Raw genomic sequence first — 24,581 nt, forward strand, 5'->3', positions numbered from 1 at the left:
TATTTCTATATAGAAAGAGATGTTGATGAAAGAGAAGTTTGAAAATGGGGGTTATCTGACCCTGCAAATCCGTCTGCTAAATGGTCGCCTTTTTAATCGACTCTTAGCCGCCGATGGGCGGGCCCTCTACTCGGCTGAGCAGGGCAAGATTTTATCCAGTCTGTGGCTAGAAAGGCCCCTAACTGTGACCGATTTGGCCTTGAGGACTGGCCTAGCCAATAATAGTTTGACAGCCATGCTCAAGCGCCTTGAGGAGCAGGGCTTGGTTTATTGTTACCCCCATCCCAAGGATCGGCGCAAGCGTTTGATTGATTTGACCGAGCTGGGGCAAAGCCAGCAGCAGGTAGGTCAGGATGTTAGCCAGCTCTTGGATAGTATTTTTTATAAGGGCTTTTCAGAGACTGAAAAAAGAGAAGTAGATGGCTACTTGAAGCGAATCTTGCAGAATTTGCAGGAGGTGGAAGAGAGTGAAAGGTGGAAAAAGCGATGATTACCTTTGAAAAAGTGAGTAAAAATTATGGGGATAATCAGGTCCTAGCTCCCCTATCGCTGACCATTGAGGACGGAGAGTTTTTTGTCCTGGTTGGGCCTAGTGGTAGCGGGAAGACTACCCTCTTAAAAATGCTTAATCGTTTGATTGAGCCGAGTGAGGGACAGATTTTGCTGGATAATCAGGAGCTTAAGCAGGAAGACTTGCGAAATTTACGCCTCAATACCGGCTATGTCCTCCAGCAAATCGCCCTCTTTCCCAATCTGACAGTCCAGGAAAATATCACCCTCATCCCGGAGCTTAAGGGTTGGACCAAGGATAAGCGTGTGGCTGAGGCCAAGCTTTTGTTGGAGCAGGTTGGGCTAGAGCCGGCCAAATATCTGCATCGCTATCCGCGCGAGCTTTCGGGTGGAGAGCAGCAGCGAATTGGTATCCTGCGGGCCATCATTGCCCAGCCCAGAGTTCTTTTAATGGACGAGCCTTTTTCGGCCTTGGATCCGATTTCGCGGCGCCAGTTGCAGGACTTGACCAAGGATCTGCATCAAAAATTAGGTTTGACCATTGTTTTTGTGACTCATGATATGAAAGAAGCGCTGACTTTGGCAGACCGCATTTGCATTTTGTCGCAGGGACAGATGATTCAGTGTGACAAGCCAGACGCTATCAAGGAAGCGCCTAAGAATGCCTTTGTTGAGAGTTTATTTGAAGGGGAGGAAGTCCGATGAAAGATTTACTAAGCACCTTTGAGGAGCGCTCAAGCGACTGGTGGGCAGCCCTGCTCCAGCATTTGCAGCTTTCTCTTGCAGCTCTGTTAATTGCCATGCTCATCGCTCTGCCTTTGGGTATCTGGCTGCATCGCTCCAAGCGTTTGTCAGAGGTGGTTTTGCAGCTGACAGGAATTTTTCAAACCTTACCTTCCCTAGCTATCTTAGGCTTGCTCATTCCTTTCATGGGAATTGGTGCTGCGCCAGCCATTACGGCGCTGGTCATCTATGCCCTCTTTCCTATTTTGCAAAATACAGTAACAGGACTAGGGCAAATTGACCCCAATCTGATAGAGGCGGCAACCGCCTTTGGTATGACCCGTTGGGAGCGTTTGAAAAAGTTTGAGCTTGCTTTGGCCCTGCCGGTCATCGTGTCGGGCATTCGGACGGCGGCGGTTATGATTATCGGAACGGCCACCCTGGCTGCCTTGATTGGGGCAGGAGGCTTGGGCTCCTTTATTCTTTTGGGAATTGACCGCAATAATAGCAGTCTGATTTTGATTGGGGCCCTGTCTTCAGCCGCTCTGGCTCTTCTTTTTAACTATGGTATCAAGTTTTTGGAAAAAGCTAGGCTCAAGCAAATTCTGCTTGCCTTTCTGGTCTTGGTATTGGGGCTTACTGGCTCTTTCGCGCCAGCCCTTTTCCAAAATATGCAAAAGGAAAAGCTAGTCGTGGCAGGCAAGCTCGGTCCCGAGCCTGAAATTCTTATCAATATGTACAAGCTCCTTATCGAGGAAAATTCAAACTTGACGGTGGAGACCAAACCTAATTTTGGTAAGACTAGCTTTCTCTATGAGGCTTTGAAAAAGGGCGACATTGACATCTATCCCGAGTTTACGGGGACGGTAACGTCGAGCTTACTTAAAAAACCACCGCAAGTTTCCAACAATCCGGAGCAGGTCTATGAGGCGGCGCGTGAGGGAATTTTAGAGCAAGATAAGCTGGCGCTACTTCAGCCTATGGACTATCAAAATACCTATGCGGTGGCGGTCAAGCGTGATTTTGCTGAAAAGCAGGGTCTCAAAACTATTTCCGACTTGAAAAAAGTAGAAAATACAGTGACTGCTGGTTTTACGCTAGAATTTAACGACCGTGAAGACGGAAATAAGGGCTTGCTCAGCAAGTACCATTTGCAGTTAGAAGCCAAGACGATGGAGCCAGCCTTGCGCTATCAAGCTATTCAAAAGGGCGATATTCAGATTACGGACGCTTATTCGACCGATAGTGAGTTGCGCCAATACGACTTGGTGGTACTGGAAGACGACAAGCAGCTGTTTCCTCCTTATCAAGGGGCACCGCTTTTGCGTCAAGAAACGCTGAAAAAGCACCCCGAGTTGAAGAAAATTCTCAATAAGCTAGCTGGAAAAATCACAGCTAGCCAGATGAGCGAGATGAACTACCAAGTCAAGGTTGAGGGGAAGTCAGCCGAGAAAGTTGCGCGTGAGTATCTGACTAAGCAGGGTTTATTGAAGAAATGAGAGAAGAAAGATTATGAAAGCTATTCTTGTATCGCAGGCTGGTGGTCCAGAAGTATTAGAGTATAAAGAGCTTGCCCTTCCCAGCATGAAAAAAGGTTGGTCCTTGGTTAAAGTAAAAGGCTTTGGGCTCAATCGTTCAGAAATTTTTACTCGTCAAGGATTGTCGCCCTCAGTGAAGTTTCCCCGTATTTTGGGGATTGAATGTGTGGGCGAAATCGTTGAAAGCGAGCATTTTCCAAAGGAGCAGACCATTGTCTCTATCATGGGAGAAATGGGACGGGCTTTTGACGGTAGCTATGCAGAATATGTCCTTCTACCTGACCACCAAATTTATCCTGTGGAGACCAATTTGTCTTGGGCGGATTTGGCGGCGGTGCCAGAGAGTTTTTATACGGTCTACGGCTCCATGAAGAATCTACATATCAAAGAAGATGACCGTGTTTTAGTTCGAGCGGCGACAAGTGCGGCGGGTATGACTTTTGTCAGGCTCTTGCGCGCCTGCTTTCCTGACCTCGTGCTGGTGGCTAGCACACAAAATCAAGCAAAGGAAGAACAGCTTTTGTCAGCAGGCTATAGCCAAGTGGTACTTGATAAAGATGGTCAGCTACAAACAGAGCAAACTTTTACCAAAATTCTCGAACTAGTTGGACCAAAAACGATAAAAAATTCGCTCCAGCATTTGGAAGAAGAAGGGATTCTTTGTAGTGTTGGCCAGCTGGGTGGACAATGGTATTTGGACGAATTCGACCCCATCGTTGAGCTGGCAAATAATGTCTATCTGACGACTTTTTATTCTGGTAATGTCTCGCAGGAAAAAATAAATGAAATGTTTGCTTATATTGATAAATACCAGGTGCCAGTAGCACCAGCCCATGTTTTTTCACTGAAAGAAGTACCCCAAGCCCATGCCCTCATTGAATCGGGGCAAACTAAGGGAAAAGTGGTTGTCGTTTTAGAAAAGGAAGATAAAGATGATGAGTAAATTAGAGCAAAACAAGCAAAGAGCAATTGCATTTTACAGAACGGCTTTTGAGGGAAACCCCAGAAAAGCAGTAGAACTCTATGTTGGTGATAGCTATCTCCAGCACAATCCAGTTGTAGAGGATGGCAAGGCTGGGTTTATAGCGTATTTTGAGCGCATGCAGCGCGAATACCCCGATAAGTCGGTCGATTTTGTTCGAGCGATTGCTGAGGATGATTTGGTAGCCCTCCATACCCACCAGGTCTGGGGTGCACCTGATAATCGAGAATATGTCACCATGGATTTTTTCCGCTTTGATGAAGAGGGAAAAATCGTCGAGCACTGGGACTCTATCCAGCAAGTGGAAGAGACCAAGTCGGGGAGAAGCATGTACTAAGCCTCTCCAGTCTAATCCTTGCTGGGCTTGATTTGGGATTTTGAACCCTAAGTTTTAAATAAACAAACTCCCCTTCTAGTTTGCAGGCTCCTTGTCTGCTGACTAGAGGGGGAGTTTGTTTGATGTTTAAGATTTATCTTTTTCTAGCCTATCTAGATAGGCTTCGATAGCTTCCAGCACGCCTGCCTGGTCATTGCTGGCTGTTTGGAATTTAGCGGTCGCTAGGGCGGCTGGGTCAGCATTGGCCATGGCATAGCTATAATCAGCTAACTCCAGCATTTGCAGGTCATTATTGCTGTCGCCAAAGGCCATCAGATTTTGAGGGCCATAGCCCCACCTTTTTAAAAGATAGGACAGGGCCCGGCCCTTATGGGTCCCTCGCGCGATTATATCAATATTTCCATGACCGGTCGTGACGGCTTCGATTTCTTGGCCTAGGACCTGGTGGAGGTCGTCAATGACCTTTTGGGTAATATCTAGTGGTGTATTGAAGGAAAATTTGAGGAAGTGGTCTTGGGGGAGTTGGTCGAAACTAGCCACATCCTCCAAGCGCTGGCAGTAGATGGCAAAGAAGTCCCGAGCCTTTGGCTGAACATCTTTGAGGATATAGGAGGCTCTCTCACCACAGAGAATCATTTCCCTTTCAAGGCCATGGGAAATCAGGTAGTCCAGGATGATACGGACCAGCTTTAAGGGCAGGCGATAGCTCTTGATAAAGCGCCCTTCCTCGACGATATAGGCTCCATTCTCACCGACAATAGTCATTTGCTCGTCTAGCTGGGGAAAGAAGGAGCGAATCTGGTAGTATTGGTTGCCACTGATGGGGACAAACTTAATCTGTTTGTCTTTTAATCTAACAAAGAGCTGGGCAAAGCGTTGGCGTTGGTAGTCGTTTTTGGAGTTAAGAAAGGTTCCATCCATATCGGTCGCAATTACTTTGATATCCATAGTTTCCTCCATTCTTGGCTTTCATTAAGTCTAGTCTATCATAAAAGCAGGAAATTTTCCCTTCAGAATAGAAAAAACACATTTTTGAGTAAAAAAATGTCGGAAATAGTTGAATATTATACTATAATCGAGTACAATGAGAGTAGGAGTTTTTAGAAATTAAAAGGGGATTAAAATGAAAAGTTTTAAGGAAAAAAAGCAGGTTTTTGCTTTCCGTAAATTAGCAGTCGGGCTTGTATCAACAACGATAGCAGCCTTTTTTGTCTTGGGAGGAGCGGGAGCAGAAATAGTTGCAGCCGACCAAGCTAGTCCTTCTATCCACTACAAATATGTAGCAGAGGATGAACTGTCGCAGGCAGAAAAAGACCTCCTAGTCCATGGCCTGCCCCAGGACTTGGGGGATAAGGAAGAGACCTATTACCTGATTTATCGTCCTAAGGGAAGCTCTTCTCAAGTGCTCAGCACTAGTGCTAGGAGCAATCAGGGCAAGCAACTCCCTCAAACCGGGGAGGCCAAACTCTTACCTTCCCTCTTGACCCTATCGGGGGCAGCCCTCCTCATTGTCTTTCTAGCCAAGGGGAAAAAGGGAGGCAAAAAGGCTCTTACTTTCCTAGTTTTGACCGGAACAGGGGCCTACTTTCTATCACCATCAGCCCTAGCCATCAGCAATCAGACCTTGGCAGCCTTTAATCAAAGCTTTGATTTGTCCCCTGGCAGTTCCTTGCCTGCCCCAGCTAGTATTGAAAACTATCAATATCTGGGCTACCTAAAGGGCAGTCAAATCCAGCAACTAGCCCTAGCTCAAAGCACTAGCAAGGAGTCAGCAAGGGAAGCGGGTAAGGAGGAGCCAAAACCTAGTCTTCCAGTTACCCCACCTGCCAAAGAGGAGGTAAAAGAGCTTAGCCGGACAGAGTCCATCGCCTTTGAGCGTCAGGAAGTGCCTAGTGATGACCTACCCCTAGGAGTTGAGCAAGTTATTCAAGCCGGTCAGGCTGGTGAGAGACTGATTCAAATGAAGGAGTACTGGTCCCAGGGGCAACTACTAAGGACCGAAGAAGTTGCTAGCAAGGTCGTCCGTCCAGCCCAGGCTGAAATTGTCAAGGTAGGCCGGGGCCAGCAGACAGAATTTGTACCCAAGGATGCTCCCGTTGAAGAGCCAAAGCCAGAGCTCAAACTGGACATCAAGGAGGTCAGCCGGACAGAGTCCATCGCCTTTGAGCGCCAGGAAGTGCCTAGTGATGATCTACCCCTAGGAGTTGAGCAAGTCATTCAAACCGGTCAGGCTGGTGAGCGTTTGATTGTGAGCCAGGAATACTGGGCCGAGGGACAACTACTAAAGACCGAGGAAGTTTCTAGCAAGGTCGTTCGTCCAGCCCAGGCCGAAATCGTTAAGGTAGGACGAGCTCAGCAGACTGATTTTGTACCCAAGGATGCTCCAGTTGAGCCAAGTAAGGATAGCCTTAAGCTGGATGCCCTACTAGAAGAACTAGCCCAGGCCGACCAAATCAAGGCTTCCAACCGCTACTTGCAGGACAAGTCAGAAGATAGGGAGGCCTATGATGAGGCTCTTCAGGCTGGTCAAGCCTTGTTAGAGGCGTCTTTGACAGACCAAGCCCAGGTAGATAAATTGGTGGCGGCTATTCAAGAGGCCAAGGCCCAATTAGACGGAGTAGTAGATAAGACAGCCCTAGAAACAGAGCTCGGCTTAAAAAACCAGGTTCAGACGGGCGACTCTTACCGCCTGGCCGATTCGGCCAAGAAAGAGGCTTACAACCAGGCCTTGGCTGCTGCTCAGTTGCTTTTAGACGACCCTCAAGCCCAGCAGGCTGACATCAATCAAGCCCTTGAGCAAGTGAAAAGCGCCCGGCAGGCCCTGGACGGTAAGCTAAAAGGCAAACCAAGTCTGAGCTTTATCCAGGTCATCAAGGATCCAGACAATCGCCAGGTCCGCCTATCTTATCAGCTAGTAGATAAGGATCAAAGCCTTACTTCCATCAAGCTCCGTCTCTATCAGGCTGGCCAGCTTCTTAGAGAGCTGACCTTGGATAAGGAGCAAAAGGAAATCCTGCTAGATGGGCTAGACTATTTTATAGACTATCAGTTAGCTGCCCTTATCAGCTATGATTTAGGGCAAGGCCCAGTAGAGGAGCAGGTGGCAGGTCCAGACTTCAACTTGGAATACAAGAAAATTGAGCTAAAGGAAGTCAAGGGAGTTGAGCTCTACAGCAAGGAAGGGGACCAGTTTGTCCGCCAACCAAATCTAGAGCAGGCACCAACTGATTTGTCCAACTATTATGTGCGGGTCAAGGCCGATCGATTCAAGGACGTCTTGCTGCCGGTTACAGCCATTCAAGAAATTGAAAAAGATGGTCGCCAGTTCTTCCAAATAACCGCTGGTCTGGCTGAATTGGTCCAGGAAAATGAGCGGAAAAAATACCAAAGTTCCCATCGTTTCTATATCGAACGGGTCCTGGCTCCGGTCGATAATGCCTATTCTAACTTTTCTGAACTAGTCAAGGCGATTACTGCCAATCCAGCCGGTAACTTTAAACTAGCCGCCAATCTAGATGCCTCCAGCCTTGCTCTGCCAGCTGGTCAAACTAGCTATATCACCAGTGATTTTACAGGTAGCCTGTCTGGTCAACATCAGGGACAGAACTATGCTATCTTTGGCCTCAAGGCTCCGCTCTTTGCCCACATCAAGGGAGGGAGCGTGACCGACTTGGCCCTGAAAGAGGTGGACATCAAGGGACAGGAAAATCTAGCCAGTCTGGCCCAAAAGGCAAGTGGGGCAAAAATCAGCAATGTTGCAGCCCAGGGGCAACTCAAGGCTGTCCGCAATCTGGCTGGTTTGATTTTCAAGGCCAGTGACCAGACTAGGATTGACCAGGCCTCCTTTACAGGTAAGCTGGATGCAGCGGCTAATACCGGAGGTTCTTCAACGGTTGGGGGTCTGATTGGCCAGCTAGAGTCCAACAGCAGTGTCAGCCATTCTTTTGCCGATATTGATATTCAGGTCAATCAGCCTAATAATAACAACTACCGGACCGGTGGTTTGGTTGGAGGAGCCAGCTCGGATTATAAGACCCGCTCCATTATCTCTGATTCCTATGTCAAGGGTAGGGTAACAAATAGCGGTAGTGGAGGCTATACAGCTGGTATTCTAGCAAGTAGCTGGACCTATGGTCGCCTGAAAAATGTTGTCAGTGCAGTTGAGGTACAAAATGGCTTTAAGGCTTATGGAGACCCAGGTGCCCTAGGTGAGGCCTTTGTTCGTGGAGATTTGGTCGATGTGGCCCTGACTCCAGAAGCTAGCGGTAAGGTTGAGCAACACTGGACACCAAAAGCTTTGACTGCTGCAGAAAGTCAGGAGCGGATTGCTGCTATGGGAATCAAGGTCAGCTTGGCCGATACAGCTAGCCAGCTGCTAGACCCTAATCGTCATGATACAGATTACAGTCTCCTGCCAGCCTATCAGGCAGATCGGGCTATTGCCTATGCAAATATGGAAAAGCTCCTACCTTTCTATAACAAGGAGTATCTAGTCCATTATGGAAATAAAGTAGACAAGTCCAGCAAGCTCTATCAGACCGAACTTATCTCAGTTTTACCCATGAAGGACCAGGAAATCGTTTCTGATTTGCAAAAGGATATCAACCGCCTGCTCCTCCACTATAAGGACCAGACAGTCGACTATCTTGATTTGACCAAAAAAGAAGCCCACAAACCCGATAATCTGCAAGAATACCAGATTAAGGGAACTGACCTACTCTACACTCCTAACCAGTTTATCCAGGACTTTAATCAGATTATCAACCAAGTCTTACCAGAATTGACTAGTGTGGACCTTTACTCGGACCAAGTAGCAGCAAGTCTAGGTCTGGCTAATGATAAGGAGCGGGAGGACAAGCTAAAGCGCCTCTATCTAGATGAACAATTCGCAGATAGTAAGACCCAGCTAGCCAACTATCTCAAAGAGCTCCTCCATGCCTCTAGTGCTCGGCCCCAGGATAATCCCCTGCTAGACCAAGCCCTAGTCAGCTACCTCAAGGAAAACAAGGTCCAGTTCCTTCTAGGCTTGACCTACCTCAACCGCCTCTATCGCCTACAATTTGGCCCAATCAATATCCGTCCTCTGGTCACCAACCACTTGGCAGCCTTTTATGGCAAGGGGCAGGATCCGATTTCTTACTTGGTAGAGCTGGGTTCGGGCAAGTATCAAGATCTCTTGATTAAGAATAATCCTGCTGGCTACCAGCGGTATTTGAGTGATGTGACTGGCCAAAAAGACCTCCTGGCCTTCCTAGACTATAACCGCCAGCTCTTTAGCCAGCAGGATGCCTATAGTTGGTTCAGGGAAGCTACCAAGGACCACCTAATCCAAGAAGAACGGCCGTCCAAGGAAGTCGCTGACGCTCCTTATAAGGTCTATGATCGCTTGCAAGATTCAGCCTATCAAGCCTACATTCTACCGCTTTTGACCCTGGACAAGGGCCAGGTCTTTATCACTTCAAATATGTCCACCATCACCTTTAGCATGCGAGAAAGGCATAGTGACTTGAGTGAGACGGCCTATCGTGAACGGATTAAGCTTTTGGCAGACCGCCAACAAAGTCACATGGACATGTGGTACCGCCTAGCACCAGCTGCTAGCAAGGAAAAGCTGGTCAAGACCAGCGCCCTGCCAACCTGGGGAGGCTACGTTATTCCAAATTCAGGCTACAACTGGTATGGGGAATTTGGCCAAAACGGCAAAAATCCAGACCAACCAGCCATGTCTATCCGCGAGTTCTTCGGCCCTATCAGCCAGTACTTCAAGCCTAATGGGGCCCAGGCCTATGCTACGGGCTCCCGGGTCAATATGATTGTTGGAGACATCCTCTCTGACTATGATGCCTCTGTCTGGACCCATGAAATGGTCCACAACTACGACGGACGCTTCTATTTCAATAACTATGGTCGGCGGGATAGCGAAGGAGCCGAGGAGTTTGCCCAAGGTATGCTCCAGTCCTCTTGGGGCCATAACCAACAAGAATTTGGCTTCAATAGTATCTTGGACTGGAGTAAGCAGGCCAAGCGCATCCACAACAAGTCCAATGATCGCTTCCAAAATCAAGCAGATTTGCAGACTTATTTCGCAGGCCGCTTTGACCTCCTTTACCTGCTGGATTATGCCGAAGGTAAGAGTGTGATTGATAGTGGCAAGGAGGCCCAAAAGCGCTGGTTTAATAAGCTAGAAGACCTGGCAGATGGCCGCCATGTTAAGAATCGCCTCAGACCATTTAGTGAGGAAGAATGGTCCAAGCTCAATCTTCAGACAGTTGCCGATCTGATTGAGCAAGGAGTAGTTGTCAAACGCTACTATGGTGAGCAAAAAGAAATTGGCCGCAATGTCTATAATCAGGTCAGCATGCTGGCCCCAATCTATGCCTCAGGTGAAAATGCGACAGGTTCACCAGGTGGCCTCCTCTTCAAGCGTATGGCCTTTGAACTCCTAGCAGCCAAGGGTTATGAAGGTGGCTTCCTTCCTTATGTATCCAACCAGTACTATAAGGAGGCCAAAGAGGCCGGGCAAGAGCTTAATGACAACTATATCGTCTCAAAAATTACCCAGGGCCAATACAATAGCCTGACCGCCTATAAGAAGGCCCTGATGCAGGAGCATTATGAGCGCTTTAGTCAAACACCGCTCAAAGCTATTAACATCCGTTGGGAAGGCCAGGACCACCAGATCAGCTCTTATCAAGATATTCAAAATCTGATGGATCAGGCCGTCAAGAAAGACCTTGAAGCAAATACCATCACCCAGGGCAATTCTCGAGTTAATTCACTGAAAATGGCCCTGCTCCAGGAATACCAAGAGTTGACCGATGATTACCGGACCAGCATTTTCAACTAAAAGTAGATAAAAAGAAGGAGGAGCTTAGGATAGCTCCCAACCTCCTCAAACAGATGGGAAGAGGCCAGGACTTATTTCTGAAAAGAAAGACTGGCTGGCCCTTACCATTTTTATATAGGTTTGAAAAGGCAGAGCCCCAAGCTAGGCTCAGGGCAGAGAGCCAATGCCTTAGACAAGATTAAGCCTACTTATATTATCTAAAAATTAAAAGGAAACTAGGGTAAGTAACTAGTTTCCTTTTTCTTGGCTTTGAGATCAGCCTATAAGCTGGTCGAATGCTTGGGCTGGACTTTTTTATCGGGATAGATTTGGTTGATGGCATGATTGACAGCAGTGGGAGCCTCACCCAGGCCGGTCGCAATCAAGTCAATCTTGCCCTCATAGGTACAGCAGTCACCGATAGCATAGATTCCGCTCACAGAACTTTCCTGCTTGCTATTGACCTTGATTTTATGGCGTTCTAGTTCCAGCCCCCATTTTTTTAGATTACCGACAGAGGATTTGAAGCCGTAATTGACAAAGAGGTGGTCAAAGGCCAAGCTTTGACTTTCCCCGCTTTTGGCCCTACTAATCTCCAAGTGGCTGGCGTGGTCTCCTTGCCCTTCTAGGCGACTAGGCAGGTAGGGAGTATGTAGCTGGACAGAGGACTGCTTTAGGGCCTCTACACTATGCTCTAGGGCACGAAAGTTATCCCGGCGGTGAATCAAATGGGTCGGAGCAATCTTTTCAAAGGCCAAGGCCCAGTCTACAGCCGAGTCTCCTCCCCCTAGGATAAGGATTTCTTGGCCGGCATACTGCTGGATATTGGCGACATGATAGTGGATATTGCTGAAGCCTTCCGCTCCCTCTAGTTCTAAGGGTCGGGGCTTAAAGGCTCCGCCCCCCATAGCAATAATAAGGGTTTTTGAGAAATGCTGGCCCTTGTTTGTACTGATGATAAAGTGGTCTTCCTTTTTTTCCAGTTGGAGGACCGTTTCATTGAGGCAGATGCTGGTGTCGAATTGACTGATTTGCTCCAATAGGCGCTCGGTTAATTCCTGGCCGGTCAGCTGGGGAAAGGCAGGGATATCCAAAATCGTCTTTTCGGGATAGAGAATAGCCGGTTGGCCTCCTAGCTGGGGCAGGGAGTCAATCAACTTGACCTTGGCTTGACGGAGGTGGGCATAAAAAGTAGCAAAGAGTCCGACAGGCCCCCCGCCAATAATGGTAATATCATATAGTTCAGACATAAGATTCTCCAATTAAAAAATAAGCTAGCCCTATTTTATCATAAATTAGGCTAAATACAGCCCCCAAAGACAAGAAAATCAAAGAATTTCCCCAAATAACTTTCCAATGCGCATTATATATAAATATAAGCTATAAAATTAAGCTAGAAGAATTTTATGGTGGAGCTAGGTCAGAATTGACTTTTTGTTATTTTGCTTGGTTTTTCTTAGACTAAATTTCCCTTCTAAGCCTAGTAGAACTTTCTTTAGGAAGTTAACGAATTTTCCAGGAAAAGAAGGTAAAAAAGAGTAGGTCAGAAATAACTTCTGACCCGCTTCTCTATAAAAATCTTAAATAGCAAACAAATCGTTGAGGTTCTCAGCCAGGGTAGGGTGAGTGAAGATTTGCTTAGTAAAGTAGGTATAAGGAATCTGATTATCCATGGCTACGGTGATGATATTGATGATTTCCTCTGCCCCCTGAGAGAAAATAGTTGCACCGATAATTTCCTTGGTTTCGGTATTGACAATAGCCTTGAAAGCTCCCCGCAAATCAGCATTGACATGCCCTCGAGGCATAGCAGCTACTGGGATTTCCTTGGCTGCATAAGGTAGGCCAGCTTCCTGTGCCTGCTTTTCGGTCAAGCCGATTTGAGCCAGTGGCGGATTGAGGAACATGGTCGTAGGAACATTTTTCCTTTCCTTGAGAGTGTAGCTGCCATCACCAGCCAGATAGCTAAAGAGGATTCTAAAGTCGTCTAGGGAGATGTAGGTGAATTGCAAGCCACCATTTACATCTCCCGCAGCAAAGACACCAGGAACAGATGTTTCAAGGTGCTCATCTACCTGAATGGCTCCCCGTTCGCTTAGTTGAATATCTGTATTTTCAAGGTGTAGGGGCTCAACATTTGGCTTGCGACCTGTCGCATACAGGAGGGCATCAAAGCGGAAGGTTTCTGTCTCGGTCTCAACGACTACCTCATCGCCCTCATTTTTGATTTGCTTGGTCCGAATCCCTTGGCGGATTTCGATACCATCTTCTTCTAGATATTGTTTAGCTAGACTGGCAATAGACTCTTCTGCCCGAGGTAAAAAGACATCTAGGGCGTCTAAGACGGTTACTTGACTTCCTAGTTGGTTATAAATACCGGCAAATTCCAAACCGATATTTCCCCCACCCAGGATACCCAGACGTTTCGGTGCTTGGTCTAGATTTTGAATACCAGTCGAGTCAAAGACATTTTTAGAGTCAGCCAGACCCGGAATTGGCAAAAGATTAGAAACAGCTCCTGTATTGATTAGGATAGTTTCTGCGCTTGCTTGCTGGACTTCATCACCAGCCCTTAGTTCTAGGACCTTATTGGAAATAAAGGAGGCTTGGGCATCGATTACATCGACAGTTGCCCCAGTAACTGCTCCATAGTTTTTGGCGTTGAGCCGGCTAGTCATGGCATCTTTCTCGCTCATGGCCTCTTCAAAAGAAAGTCCTCTTTCAGCAGAGACATAGAGACTCTTGGTTGGCAGACAACCGATATTGATACAGGTTCCCCCATACATGGCCTTGCTACGTTCAACTAGGGCGACCTTTTTGCCGAGTGTGGCCATTTTGGCTGCCAGGGTTTTACCAGCTTTTCCAAAGCCGATAACGATTAAATCATATTTTAACATAAATACCTCCATCTACTAACGATTCTATCATAGATGAAAAGGAAATGCATGATTTTGCTACGGCCCTATTTCAAGGGGCTTAAAGACCGATTGTGAGCAAGATTTTCGACAGCCAAAAGAAAAATATGCTATACTGGGCAGGTAAGTTTTTAGGAGGAAGATATGTCACTATTTACCATTATTTTGGGGACCTTGGTCGCCTTAGAATTTTTCTATATTTTATACTTGGAAACCTTTGCCACAGCCTCTGCGACGACAGCGCGTGTCTTTGGGATGGAGCAAAGCGAGCTAGAGAGAAAATCACTCAATACTCTCTTTAAAAATCAAGGGGTCTATAATGGCCTTCTGGGCCTGCTGATCTTGATTGCCCTCTACATCCAGCCCAATCCCATCTGGCTGGGCCTATTGATGGCCTACATCATCCTTGTGGCCGCCTATGGAGCCTGGACCAGTGATCCGAAGATTTTACTTAAACAAGGGGGCCTGGCCATTCTAACCTTAGTCAGTCTCTTTTTCTAAGGGCAAAAACCTACTGGGACTTAGAAAAAGAGTAACTAACTTGACGACTAGAAGTCCCAAGTTCATCAGCTACTAGCCTGATTGGGTCAGGAAAAATAAAGAGAAAAATTCCGTTAAATCACTGATTTAACGGAATTTTTTCTAGTTTTATCGAAAATGAGGCTTATTGACCAGTATTGACATCAACAGTACCGTCACTACCAACCTTGACGCTAGTATCGCCGGCGTTGACATTCACACCTTCATCGTTTGCGGTAACGTTGGTGTCTCCAGCATTAACATCGACACCGTTGCCATTAGTGCTAGTGCTTGCATCCTTGTCGCTGTCTCCAGCATTGACCTCAACACCATTGCCGTCAACCTTAACGGAAGCATCCTTCTTGCTACTTGAGCTTGAGCTAGATGAAGAAGAAACGCTAGAGCTTGATTCAGAAGACGATTGCTCGGTCTTACTGCTTTGTGAACCACAAGCAGCTAGAAGGGAAAGGGAAAGAAGTGGGAGAGCCACTAAGGATAGTTTAGAAATGTTTTTCATGATTTCCTCCTTAAAATCTAATAGTATCCTATTTGCTATCTATTTTTATACAGAAACCTTAAAATTGTCTAAAAGTAACTTGGATAAAGAGGAAAATATCAAGGTTTTTTCTCCAAGAAAGATCTTGAAAAATCCTGTTATATCAGCATTTTTGGAGATTTTGCTATCTCCTTTAATTTTTATTTATCCTAGGTAAGAAAAGCTGGAAATTTAGGGAAAGCAGAGAAGAGCTTGTTTTTATTGAATAAAGGAGCCTTTTCTTTACTATCTGCTTGACTTTTTAATTAGACAAATGTAGAATATATTTGAAGACAAGAAATTTTATAAGAGAGGAGCTTCTATGGACAAGACAATTAAACGCTTACCTGACGGAGAATTTACCATTTTAAAGATTATTTGGCAGCTACCTGAGCCAACGACTTCAGCCCAGATTATGGACAAGTTGGGAGAGGAAAACCACTGGAAACCCCAGACCCTACTGACGGTCTTGGCTCGCCTGACCGAAAAGGGCTTTTTAGCCAGTGTACGAAAGGGGCGGGAGCGCCAGTACCGGGCCTTGGTTTCCGAGGAGGACTATCTGGCCCTTGAGACCTCTGACTTTATCAAGCGCCACCATGGCCAGTCCATGGGTGGCTTGGTTAAGACCCTCTTTCAGACCAATTCCTTTTCGGAAGCTGACTTAGCTGAATTACGTGATCTTTTAAACAAATAAAGGGAGATATTTGAGGTGTGGATATGAAGTATGCAATCCTATCTTTTTTACTAACAAGTCTATATACATCACTGCTAGTCTTGTTTCTAGGCCTGATTTTTGGCCTCTTAAAAAATAGAATTTCGATTAAGGTCCGCTATTTTGTCTGGATTTTAACGATTATTGCTTTTATCTTTCCTTGGCGACCACAAGTAGGAGGGGGCTTGATTAAGCTACCGCTAGAAGCAGCAAATACCAGTCCGGTTGTGACAGAAGGCTTAGTAAGAGTAGGCGAGGCAGAAGTAGCCAGTCAAGCCAGTCCAAGCAGTAACTGGTGGAGCCAGCTCCTGGATCTGCCTTGGTTTGAGATTCTCCTGGTCATTTGGCTTTTAGGCTGTCTCTTTTACTTGGGCAAATATATCCTGGCCTACTTTAAGTTTAGGAAAATGTTGGCTCGCTGGGGGGAGAAGATTGACGATCCAGCCCTGCTCGACCAGCTGATCCTAGCCAAGGAAAAATTGGGAATCAAGGGGAATTTTGAACTTCTGCACTATCCCCTATCACCTAGTCCCATGTTGGTCGGCCTTAGAAAACCGATGATTATCTTGCCTGAGTTAGATTATGAAGAGCAAGAATTAAGCCTGATTTTTCAGCATGAATTGACCCACTACAAACACCATGATATTTTGGTGAATTTCTTAGTCATCTTGGTAAAATGCCTCTATTGGTTCAATCCAATCGTGCATTTCTCCTGTAAGGAAGTTCAAGAAGCCGGTGAGATGTACTGTGATTTTGCTGTTTTACGGGAGCAAGATATGGCCTACCGTTCCTTTTATGGGGAAACCATCCTGACCATGATTGACCGGAGCAAGAAAAATCCCCAGGTCCTCAGTACCTGCTTTTACTCCGATAAATTTAAGTTAAAACGACGGATTGTAGCCATTATGGACAGCCGTCTGCCCCGCAAGTTCCTCTCTAGTGTCTGTCTTTTGGCCCTTCCAATCTTACTTATCCTATCCAGTTCCATCTTTGCCCTTGAAGCTGGTTCCGCTCCAAAGACCCAGCAAAAGCTAGCAATGAACCGGCAGAAGGATAAGGGTCAGACCCAAAAGCAGCTTAGCCCAGAAGAGGCCCTAGCGGCCAGCCTCAAGGATCTTGGCCTATCCAGCAAGGACATCAGCAATCCTAAGATTGAAAGACAGAAAGAGACCTATACTGTCCATTTCTCTCATGGCAAGGTCAGCTATGAATACCATGTTCGGATGAAGGATGGCTCCATTATTCGGTCTAATAAGACCAGTCTAGTCGAGAAAACACTGCCAGCACCTAGCTCCAGCCAGGCCGAGCCAAGCAGTGCCAGTCAAAGTCAGGCTCCAGAAACTGCTGCCTCTAACCAAGCTCCAGCTGCTGGAACTGCTAATAACTATGCCCCTTCTGCCCAGCAAGGCGGAGCTAGCAGTAAGTCCGACGATGATGATGCCGATGACAAGGACGATGATGACGATAAGGATGATGACTAGCTTAGCTCTTGGCTTGCTAAGGCAGCAAGTCTGGAGCTTCTAAAAGCTCTTGGAAATAGCTACTAGGCTTACAAGTCTTTTAGCCCTTAGCCTTGCCTTCTTAACATCTCAAGCTTGAGATTAGCCTTGCTTTTCCAGTCGCTGATACAGACCACTGGACTACGTGAAGCCAATAAGAATGAGATGGACTCGGAAGCCTTCCGAGTCCATCTTTTTTATTTTTCAAAAAATTTAAAAATAATGCTTGACAAATTAAAAAGACAATTGTAGAATATAAACATATACTACAATTGTAGAAAGTAAAAAAGCTGATTTAGCAAGGAAAGGAGTGGGAGCGCCTGAGACTTATTGTCAATTCCTTCTGGCGACTTTATCAGTCTCTGCAAAAATCGACCAGCTATCTTGGAACCAGTCTAATGGGCCAGGTAGACCAGAACTAGGAGAAAAGAAGACTTATCCGCCAACTTTTCTCAAAAGATTAAAGGCATGGAAGTGAGATTCTATTTATGAATCAAGGCTTCCCTTATTTTTAAAGCTATATACTACAAATGTAGAATAAGAAAGGAAAAAGCTATGACCAAGAAAAAATTACAAACCAACTTTAAACGCATCGAAACCAAGTATATCTTAGACAAGGCGACCCTAGCCAGTCTTAAGGAAGATCTCAAAGACTATCTGGTAGATGATGACTATGCCCAGTCAAGTATTACCAATATCTATTTTGATACAGATGACTATCAAGTCATCCAGGATTCTCTGGCCAGGGTTAATGGCCGTGAAAAGATTAGAATGCGGACCTATGAAGCCCAGCCGACCGACCACAGTCAAGTTTTCCTAGAAATCAAAAAGAAGGAAGATGAAGTTGGTTACAAGTACCGCCTAGTTTCCAATCCTCTTTCTGTCTTGAACTTTATTGAAAAAGGAATCAAGGATGAAAGCATTGATGATGAGCGAGTGGTGGAAGAGCTGGCTCGACTTCAAGATCGTTACCTTGATTTGAAGCCCAAGATGTATATTGCCTATCAGCGCCATTCCCTCAAGGCTAAAAAGGAGCACAAGGTACGCCTGACGGTCGACTCCCAGCTCCTTTATCGGGACTATGATTTGGACATCAGTGCCGGCCGCTATGGCTATCCCCTGCTAGAGGAGGACAAGGTTATTTTAGAAGTCAAGGTTGCTGGTGCCTACCCGACCTGGCTGACCCAGGCCCTCCAGAAGTACAAACTGCTTGATCAATCCTTCTCAAAATATGGCAAGGCCTACCTCAAGAGCCAAGAAAGATTAACCAAGTTAGTTAAATCCTAAGGAGGTTACCCAGTGCTTGAACAATTATTTAACAGTATCTTTCTAGCCAAGGATGTCAAGGTCCATCCCTTGATGCTCATCTTCTCTCTCGGAGTCAGTCTCTTGCTAGGATTGCTGCTGGCCAAGGTTTATAAATACAAGACCATTTATACCAAGGAGTTCGTCATCACCCTTTCCCTCTTGCCCACCATTATTTCCCTGATTATCTTTTTAGTAAATGGAAATCTGGGAACCAGTGTAGCGGTAGCCGGGACCTTCAGCCTGATTCGCTTTCGTTCAGCAGCAGGAGGAGCCAAGGAATTATTAGCAATCTTTATTGCGACAGCCATTGGTATCGCGACAGGAATGGGCTATGTCAGCTTGGCAGTCTTTTTCACCTTACTTTTATCCCTGGCCCTATTTATCTTTGAAAATTCTAGCTTTAGTCAGGTCAGCCAGACCAGGCGTTATCTGACAATCAAGCTACCAGCTGACTTTGACTATGAACTGCTTTTTGAGGCCCTCTTTAGTCGCTGCTGTAAGCAGCAGGAGTTGGCTAGTATCAAGTCAATAGAGGGCAATCGAAGTCTCCAGCTCGAATATGTAGTGGAACTCCAACCCTCGCTAAGCGACCAGGATTTCCTCAAGGAATTTCTCCTCTATGAGAAGGTCAAGGAAGTCAGCCTCAGCAAGATTGCCAAGAAGAAAAAGACCTTATAAGAAATCAGCAAGGCCTGAAAACTCTTTTGACAGTGTTTACAGGCCTTTTTGCTGTCAGTTAAAGTCAGTGCTGAAATCATTCTTCTGTTCGGTTTAGGAGGTAGAGGTAAAGCCCACCAAGAAAGCTAGTTACCAGGAAGGCCCCAAGTTTTATGTGGCCAGAGTCGGTCAAGAAAGCAAGCCCCACAGTCAAAATAAAGGGCAAGAGCAAGAGGAGGCCATGCCTAAGGTAGCCGGTTTCTCGATAAAGAAGGATTTGTAGAGCCAGCATAATGCCCCAAGCAGCAGGAATAAAAAAATGATGAAAGGAGGCTGTAGCCAGAGCTAAGATAAGGGCAAAGTAAATATCCAAGAATTTCTCCTGGTCTCGGTCTTGCTCCTCTTGACTGGCCTTGGAGGAGTAAAATCTTCGACTGGGAATCTTATCTATCACGAGGGTCAGGAAAAGGCCTACCAGAAAGAAAGAGTAGCTAGTTAGTGGGTCGTGTTCCATTTTATTCTCCCTTAAGCATAAAAGTTATCTGTCCTTATTATTCTCCTTTTTTAGAGGAAAGTCAATCTCTTTAGGTAAAAGAGAGCTAAGTGTCCATTTTCTCCTAACCTCCATTTAAGCCTTCTATCAATTTTTCCAGCAATTTTTAACTTTTTTAAAAAAGGCTACCACATTCCTTTGACAAAAATATCTTGACAGAGAGGGCGCCTTGTGTTAAAATAAACTGAATTCTAACTTGAAGGGAGTGAAAATAATGTCAAAAACAGTAGTACGTAAGAATGAGTCTCTTGACGACGCTCTTCGCCGTTTTAAACGTGCTGTTACGAAAGCTGGTACTCTTCAAGAAACACGTAAACGTGAATTCTATGAAAAACCTTCTGTAAAACGTAAACGTAAATCAGAAGCAGCTCGTAAGCGCAAGAAATTCTAATGACTATAAAAAACAGGTTTCGACCTGTTTTTTCTTTCCCTTTTTAAGACAAGCAAAAAACACTGAATGATTCAGTGCTTTTTCCATCTATTTTATTGCTTTTCAAGCAAGGCTTTAATATCTTGAAGAACTTCTAGTTCAGTTGGACCAGCAGGTTCCTCTTCTTTTTCTTCTTCCTGCTTAGTAAGACCTTGTGCTTTTTCAGCAGCCTTGACTACAAAGAAGAGAGAAGTACCAATGATGAGGAAGTTGAGGATAGCACTGATGAAACTTCCGTAGCGGATACCGTTCCAAGTAAGGGCAGCGATATTTTCAACCTGTGCAGCCTCCAAAAGTGGATTTAGGATAAGCGGAGTGATGATATCATCTACAAGAGAAGTGATGATTGCTCCAAAGGCAGCACCGATGATTACGGCAACGGCAAGGTCAACAACATTACCGCGAAGGAGAAAGTTTTTCAATTCTTTAAGCATGTGGTTTCCTTTCAGAAATTTTATTTTAGTCTACATTATAGCTTAATTTTAATAATTTCTCAAGCTAGATGATTTAGAATGTTTTACATTTGCTTGATTTTATTATAAAATATAAGTTGATATTCTATGATAAATTGGAGGTATTGGCCTTGTTGGAAAAGGAAAAAATTTCTGAAATTAAAGATAGCGTCAATATCGTTGATGTCATAGGAGAGTCGGTGGCCCTAACCAAGGCTGGTCGTAATTTCCTAGGGCTTTGTCCCTTTCATGGAGAAAAGACCCCCTCTTTTAATGTGGTAGAGGATAAGCAGTTCTACCATTGCTTTGGTTGCGGTCGTTCGGGAGATGTTTTTAAGTTCATCGAGGACTATCGGGGCGTCACCTTTATGGATGCGGTCAGGATTGTGGCCGAGCGCTCGGGCCTAGCCTTAGAGATAGAAGAAGGACCTAGCCAGCAGGCAAGACGAAGCCACCCCCATCAAGGTCTCTATGATATTCACCAGGAGGCGGCCAAGTTTTATCATGCTATTTTGATGACGACGACCATGGGGGAGGAGGCCCGCTCTTACCTCCACCAGCGTGGCTTGACAGATGAGGTCATTCAGCATTTTCATCTGGGCCTTGCCCCGCGGGAGGGCAACTATCTCTATCAGAGTATGCAGCAGAAATTTTCTGAGCAGACCATGATGGACTCTGGCCTCTTTAACCTGGCAGAGGATAATCTAGTCTATGATGCCTTTCAGGATCGGATTGTCTTTCCTTTGACCAATGATCAAGGGCAAGTTATTGCCTTTTCAGGTCGGATTTGGCGCCAAAACCAGCAGGAGCAAAAGCTAGCCAAGTATAAGAACAGTCGCTCGACTGCTATCTTTAATAAGAGTTATGAACTCTATCATTTAGACAAGGCCAAGGCCTCTATCAAAAAGAACCATGAGGTCTATCTGATGGAAGGCTTTATGGATGTGATTGCGGCCTACCGGGCAGGTATTGAGAATGCAGTGGCTTCCATGGGGACAGCTCTGACGCGTGAGCATGTCAGCCACTTAAGCAAGTATAGTAAGCGACTTATCCTTAGCTATGATGGCGACCGGGCTGGTCAAGCAGCCACAGCCAAGGCCTTAGAGGAGTTGCAGGATTTAAGCATTGAGATTGTCCAGATTCCTAACCAGATGGACCCGGATGAGTTTATCGCTAAAAATTCAGCTGAGGACTTGCAAAATTTGCTGACCAAAACGCGAATAAGTAATGTGGAGTTTCTGATTGGCTATCTAAAGCCAGAAAATATCGAAAATCTTCAAGCCCAGATTGAGTTTGTCGAAAGTTTGGCCCCGATTATTGCAGGAGTCCAGTCGATTACGGCCCAGAATTCCTATATTTACATGTTGGCTGAATTGCTACCGGACTTTGACTACCAACAGGTAGAGCAGGCGGTAAATAATAGCCGCTTGTCCAGTCGACAAGCTGGGGAGACCACTTACTCTAGTAGCTTGGCTCCGGCTCCGCTTCCTCATGACTTACCCCTAGCTAAGCACCTATCTCGACTGCACAAGGCGGAAAACCACCTACTTAGCCGAATGATTAGTCATCCTATGATTTTGAATGACTATCGGCTAAGAGAGGATTTTACCTTTGATACAGCAGAATTACAGGTCTTGTTTGAAATTCTTAAGGAAAATGGGGAGGTTACTCCTCAGGACCTTTCCCAGCAGTCAGAGGCGGTCCAGCAGGCCTGGTATCTGGTCCTGGAAGAGGACCTACCTGAGGAAGTGGCAACTGAGGAGTTGGCAGAGGTAGAAGCCACAAGGGACAAGGAGTTGCTCCGCAAGGACAATCAGCTGATTAGTAAAAATGTTCGTGAAGCCTCTCATAAAGGGGACCACGATGCAGCAATACAGGAAATCGAGCGTTTAATTGCTCAAAAAAGAAGAATGGAGTAGGAATGGCTACAAAACAAAAAGAAGTAACAACATTTGATGTCCAGGTTGCAGAATTTATCCGCAACCATAAGAAAACAGGTGTAGCAGTCGATGACGAAATCAATGATCTGCTCATCATTCCTTTTACCTTGGATGCAGATGGGATTGAGGACCTCTTGCAACGGATTCAAGATGCAGGAATTTCCATTACCGATAAGGCCGGCAATCCAAGTGCCCGGGTCCTAAACAATGAGGAGGAAGAAGCAGACTTGAGCGATGAGGAATTGCTAGGAAGTAATTCAGCCAAGGTCAACGATCCAGTCCGGATGTATCTCAAGGAGATTGGGGTTGTGCCACTCTTGACCAATGAAGAGGAGCAGGAGCTAGCCATTCTGGTTGAGCAGGGAGACACCGAGGCCAAGCAACGTTTGGCAGAAGCTAACTTGCGTCTGGTGGTATCTATCGCCAAACGCTATGTCGGCCGCGGTATGCAGTTTCTTGATTTGATTCAAGAGGGAAATATGGGACTCATGAAGGCCGTGGATAAGTTTGACTATACCAAGGGCTTCAAGTTTTCAACCTATGCTACTTGGTGGATTCGTCAGGCCATTACCCGGGCCATTGCTGACCAGGCTAGAACGATTCGGATTCCTGTCCATATGGTCGAAACCATTAACAAGTTGGTTCGTGAGCAACGGAACCTCCTTCAAGAGCTAGGTCAGGATCCAAGCCCAGAGCAAATCGCCGAACGTATGGATATGACTCCTGACAAGGTTCGTGAAATCCTAAAGATTGCCCAGGAGCCTGTTTCTCTGGAAACCCCTATCGGTGAAGAAGATGATAGCCACCTGGGAGACTTTATCGAGGATGAAGTCATTGAAAATCCAGTGGACTATACTACTCGGGTCGTCTTGCGTGAACAGCTAGACGAGGTCCTCGATACCCTAACTGACCGCGAAGAAAACGTCCTGCGCTTGCGTTTTGGTCTGGACGATGGAAAAATGCGGACCCTAGAAGATGTGGGCAAGGTCTTTAATGTGACGCGGGAGCGGATTCGGCAAATTGAGGCCAAGGCCCTTCGTAAATTGCGCCACCCAAGCCGCAGCAAACCCTTGCGCGACTTTATTGAGGAATAAGAATAAACTATCAAGAGTGGAGGAAAAGCTATGTCAGATAAAAAATATACAGCAGAAGAAATCGATGCCATCAAAAATCGAATTCTGGAAAGTTTGGAGCAGGTTATTGACCCTGAGCTAGGAATTGATATTGTCAATCTGGGCCTTATCTATGAAATTCGTTTCAATGGCGAAAATGGAGAGACAGAGATTGATATGACCTTGACGACCATGGGCTGTCCTCTGGCAGATCTCTTGACTGACCAAATCCACGATGCCCTGCGGACCCTACCAGAAGTAAGTAAGGTTGAGGTCAAGCTGGTCTGGTATCCAGCTTGGACCGTTGAAAAAATGAGCCGTTATGCCCGCATTGCTTTGGGAATACGTTAATCTAATAAGGTTTGGGCCTCGGTCCCAAACCTTATTTATATATTCTCGTCTTTTCAAATTGCATTTTCTAGAATTTATGGTATAATATTTTTATGTCTTGGGGTCGTTACGGATTCGACAGGCATTATGAGGCATATTTTGCGACTCATCTAGCGGATGTAAAACGCCAGTTAAATATAACTGCAAAAAATAATAATTCTTACGCTTTAGCTGCCTAAAAACCAGCGGGCGTGACCTGATTTGGATGGCTTGTGTCTAATGCTAGGTCTTTATTTTAGCAAGCTACGGTAGGGTCTGGTCTAGCGGCCCTGCAAGAGATTGATAGACTCGCTTGGCTTGGACTTGAGCTATGTGTCAAAGTTAAGTTAAAATAAGACATAGCCTATGGTTGTAGACAAATATGCTGGCAGGTGTCTGGACGTGGGTTCGACTCCCACCGGCTCCATTGAGGTTATTTGTCTGACCTCTATCATGGAAGATTACTCAAGAGGCTTAAGAGGCTGTGTTGGAAACGCAGTAGGCGTGTAAAAGCGTGCGTGGGTTCGAATCCCATGTCTTCCGTTTATTTTAAAAATATCTTTGTCAACTCTAGTGGGTGACGAAAACTAAAGCCTGGACAAGACCAAGAGGTCTTGTCTTTTTTTTTCTAGTCAAAAAAGTCCCATAAGATAGAGGACTTTTA

Annotated in this window: 21 protein-coding genes, 1 tRNA gene and 1 other RNA gene; 17 read left to right on the forward strand and 6 right to left on the reverse strand. The window is 45.8% G+C overall.

The genetic code is table 11. The annotated features are described in order from the left end of the window. Positions 1–25: 25 nt before the first annotated feature. The 5 genes from C4K46_RS03700 to C4K46_RS03720 are packed head-to-tail and all read left to right on the forward strand — an operon-like array spanning position 26 to position 4,090. Positions 26–490, forward strand: coding sequence for a MarR family winged helix-turn-helix transcriptional regulator (locus C4K46_RS03700; protein ID WP_209627538.1), 465 nt, complete (start codon positions 26–28; stop codon positions 488–490). Further along, on the forward strand, positions 487–1,215 hold the full coding sequence (locus C4K46_RS03705; protein ID WP_209627783.1) for an ABC transporter ATP-binding protein: 729 nt from the start codon (positions 487–489) through the stop codon (positions 1,213–1,215). Before C4K46_RS03700 ends, C4K46_RS03705 begins: the two co-directional genes overlap by 4 nt. Further along, on the forward strand, positions 1,212–2,732 hold the full coding sequence (locus tag C4K46_RS03710) for an ABC transporter permease/substrate-binding protein (RefSeq protein WP_209627539.1): 1,521 nt from the start codon (positions 1,212–1,214) through the stop codon (positions 2,730–2,732). Before C4K46_RS03705 ends, C4K46_RS03710 begins: the two co-directional genes overlap by 4 nt. 13 nt (positions 2,733–2,745) lie before the next feature. Continuing rightward, positions 2,746–3,714 carry a zinc-binding dehydrogenase gene (locus C4K46_RS03715; protein ID WP_209627540.1) on the forward strand — a complete coding sequence of 323 codons (969 nt, stop codon included), beginning with the start codon at positions 2,746–2,748 and terminating at the stop codon, positions 3,712–3,714. Then, positions 3,704–4,090: a nuclear transport factor 2 family protein gene (locus C4K46_RS03720; RefSeq protein ID WP_245335124.1), complete on the forward strand. Its 387-nt coding sequence runs from the start codon at positions 3,704–3,706 to the stop codon at positions 4,088–4,090. Before C4K46_RS03715 ends, C4K46_RS03720 begins: the two co-directional genes overlap by 11 nt. 126 nt (positions 4,091–4,216) lie before the next feature. Here C4K46_RS03720 and C4K46_RS03725 read toward each other — a convergent pair whose 3' ends face one another. Then, the gene (locus C4K46_RS03725) at positions 4,217–5,038 is read right to left on the reverse strand and encodes a Cof-type HAD-IIB family hydrolase (RefSeq protein WP_209627541.1); all 822 of its coding nucleotides are present in this window, start codon (positions 5,036–5,038) and stop codon (positions 4,217–4,219) included. A 175-nt stretch (positions 5,039–5,213) separates the two neighbouring features. Here C4K46_RS03725 and C4K46_RS03730 point away from each other — a divergent pair, with 175 nt between their 5' ends. Beyond that, the gene (locus C4K46_RS03730) at positions 5,214–10,937 is read left to right on the forward strand and encodes a ZmpA/ZmpB/ZmpC family metallo-endopeptidase (protein WP_209627542.1); all 5,724 of its coding nucleotides are present in this window, start codon (positions 5,214–5,216) and stop codon (positions 10,935–10,937) included. 260 nt (positions 10,938–11,197) lie between these two features. On the opposite strand, the gene C4K46_RS03735 is transcribed toward C4K46_RS03730, so the two are convergent. Together C4K46_RS03735 and C4K46_RS03740 are read right to left on the reverse strand one after the other, a co-directional pair. After that, the gene (locus tag C4K46_RS03735; RefSeq protein ID WP_209627543.1) at positions 11,198–12,166 is read right to left on the reverse strand and encodes an NAD(P)/FAD-dependent oxidoreductase; all 969 of its coding nucleotides are present in this window, start codon (positions 12,164–12,166) and stop codon (positions 11,198–11,200) included. A 330-nt stretch (positions 12,167–12,496) separates the two neighbouring features. Next, positions 12,497–13,813 carry an FAD-containing oxidoreductase gene (locus C4K46_RS03740; protein ID WP_209627544.1) on the reverse strand — a complete coding sequence of 439 codons (1,317 nt, stop codon included), beginning with the start codon at positions 13,811–13,813 and terminating at the stop codon, positions 12,497–12,499. 162 nt (positions 13,814–13,975) lie between these two features. On the opposite strand from C4K46_RS03740, the gene C4K46_RS03745 reads away from it, so the two are divergent. After that, a complete protein-coding gene (locus C4K46_RS03745) occupies positions 13,976–14,332 on the forward strand; it encodes a DUF1304 domain-containing protein (RefSeq protein ID WP_209627545.1) in 357 nt (118 codons plus the stop codon). 163 nt (positions 14,333–14,495) lie between these two features. Here the strand turns inward: C4K46_RS03745 and C4K46_RS03750 are convergent, their stop codons facing one another. Then, the gene (locus C4K46_RS03750) at positions 14,496–14,867 is read right to left on the reverse strand and encodes a hypothetical protein (RefSeq protein ID WP_209627546.1); all 372 of its coding nucleotides are present in this window, start codon (positions 14,865–14,867) and stop codon (positions 14,496–14,498) included. A gap of 340 nt (positions 14,868–15,207) precedes the next feature. On the opposite strand from C4K46_RS03750, the gene C4K46_RS03755 reads away from it, so the two are divergent. The 4 genes from C4K46_RS03755 to C4K46_RS03770 all read left to right on the forward strand — a co-directional run bounded on the left by C4K46_RS03755 (position 15,208) and on the right by C4K46_RS03770 (position 19,082). Beyond that, on the forward strand, positions 15,208–15,579 hold the full coding sequence (locus tag C4K46_RS03755; RefSeq protein ID WP_209627547.1) for a BlaI/MecI/CopY family transcriptional regulator: 372 nt from the start codon (positions 15,208–15,210) through the stop codon (positions 15,577–15,579). Between the two features lie 23 nt (positions 15,580–15,602). Continuing rightward, complete coding sequence (locus C4K46_RS03760) at positions 15,603–17,078, forward strand: M56 family metallopeptidase (RefSeq protein WP_209627548.1); 1,476 nt, start codon at positions 15,603–15,605, stop codon at positions 17,076–17,078. 573 nt (positions 17,079–17,651) lie between these two features. Further along, complete coding sequence (locus C4K46_RS03765) at positions 17,652–18,383, forward strand: polyphosphate polymerase domain-containing protein (protein ID WP_209627549.1); 732 nt, start codon at positions 17,652–17,654, stop codon at positions 18,381–18,383. Between the two features lie 12 nt (positions 18,384–18,395). Continuing rightward, positions 18,396–19,082 carry a DUF4956 domain-containing protein gene (locus C4K46_RS03770; protein WP_209627550.1) on the forward strand — a complete coding sequence of 229 codons (687 nt, stop codon included), beginning with the start codon at positions 18,396–18,398 and terminating at the stop codon, positions 19,080–19,082. Between the two features lie 76 nt (positions 19,083–19,158). Here the strand turns inward: C4K46_RS03770 and C4K46_RS03775 are convergent, their stop codons facing one another. Continuing rightward, positions 19,159–19,575, reverse strand: a complete 417-nt coding sequence (locus C4K46_RS03775) for a hypothetical protein (protein ID WP_209627551.1) — start codon at positions 19,573–19,575, stop codon at positions 19,159–19,161. 253 nt (positions 19,576–19,828) lie between these two features. Between C4K46_RS03775 and rpsU the strand changes: the two genes are divergently transcribed. Next, positions 19,829–20,005, forward strand: coding sequence for a 30S ribosomal protein S21 (gene rpsU, locus C4K46_RS03780; protein ID WP_000048054.1), 177 nt, complete (start codon positions 19,829–19,831; stop codon positions 20,003–20,005). Between the two features lie 92 nt (positions 20,006–20,097). Here rpsU and mscL read toward each other — a convergent pair whose 3' ends face one another. Further along, positions 20,098–20,478, reverse strand: a complete 381-nt coding sequence (mscL, locus tag C4K46_RS03785; protein WP_209627552.1) for a large conductance mechanosensitive channel protein MscL — start codon at positions 20,476–20,478, stop codon at positions 20,098–20,100. A 149-nt stretch (positions 20,479–20,627) separates the two neighbouring features. Here mscL and dnaG point away from each other — a divergent pair, with 149 nt between their 5' ends. From dnaG to C4K46_RS03810, 5 genes are all read left to right on the forward strand, one after another. After that, positions 20,628–22,415, forward strand: coding sequence for a DNA primase (gene dnaG / locus C4K46_RS03790; RefSeq protein WP_209627553.1), 1,788 nt, complete (start codon positions 20,628–20,630; stop codon positions 22,413–22,415). Between the two features lie 2 nt (positions 22,416–22,417). Then, on the forward strand, positions 22,418–23,530 hold the full coding sequence (gene rpoD / locus C4K46_RS03795; protein ID WP_209627554.1) for an RNA polymerase sigma factor RpoD: 1,113 nt from the start codon (positions 22,418–22,420) through the stop codon (positions 23,528–23,530). 30 nt (positions 23,531–23,560) lie between these two features. After that, on the forward strand, positions 23,561–23,899 hold the full coding sequence (locus C4K46_RS03800) for a metal-sulfur cluster assembly factor (protein ID WP_209627555.1): 339 nt from the start codon (positions 23,561–23,563) through the stop codon (positions 23,897–23,899). A 99-nt stretch (positions 23,900–23,998) separates the two neighbouring features. Further along, positions 23,999–24,347, forward strand: a transfer-messenger RNA (tmRNA) gene (gene ssrA, locus C4K46_RS03805). A 25-nt stretch (positions 24,348–24,372) separates the two neighbouring features. After that, a tRNA-Ser gene (locus tag C4K46_RS03810) sits at positions 24,373–24,460 on the forward strand. Positions 24,461–24,581: the final 121 nt, after the last annotated feature.

The sequence above is a fragment of the Streptococcus oricebi genome (assembly GCF_017883985.1).
GTDB classification, from domain to species: domain Bacteria; phylum Bacillota; class Bacilli; order Lactobacillales; family Streptococcaceae; genus Streptococcus; species Streptococcus oricebi.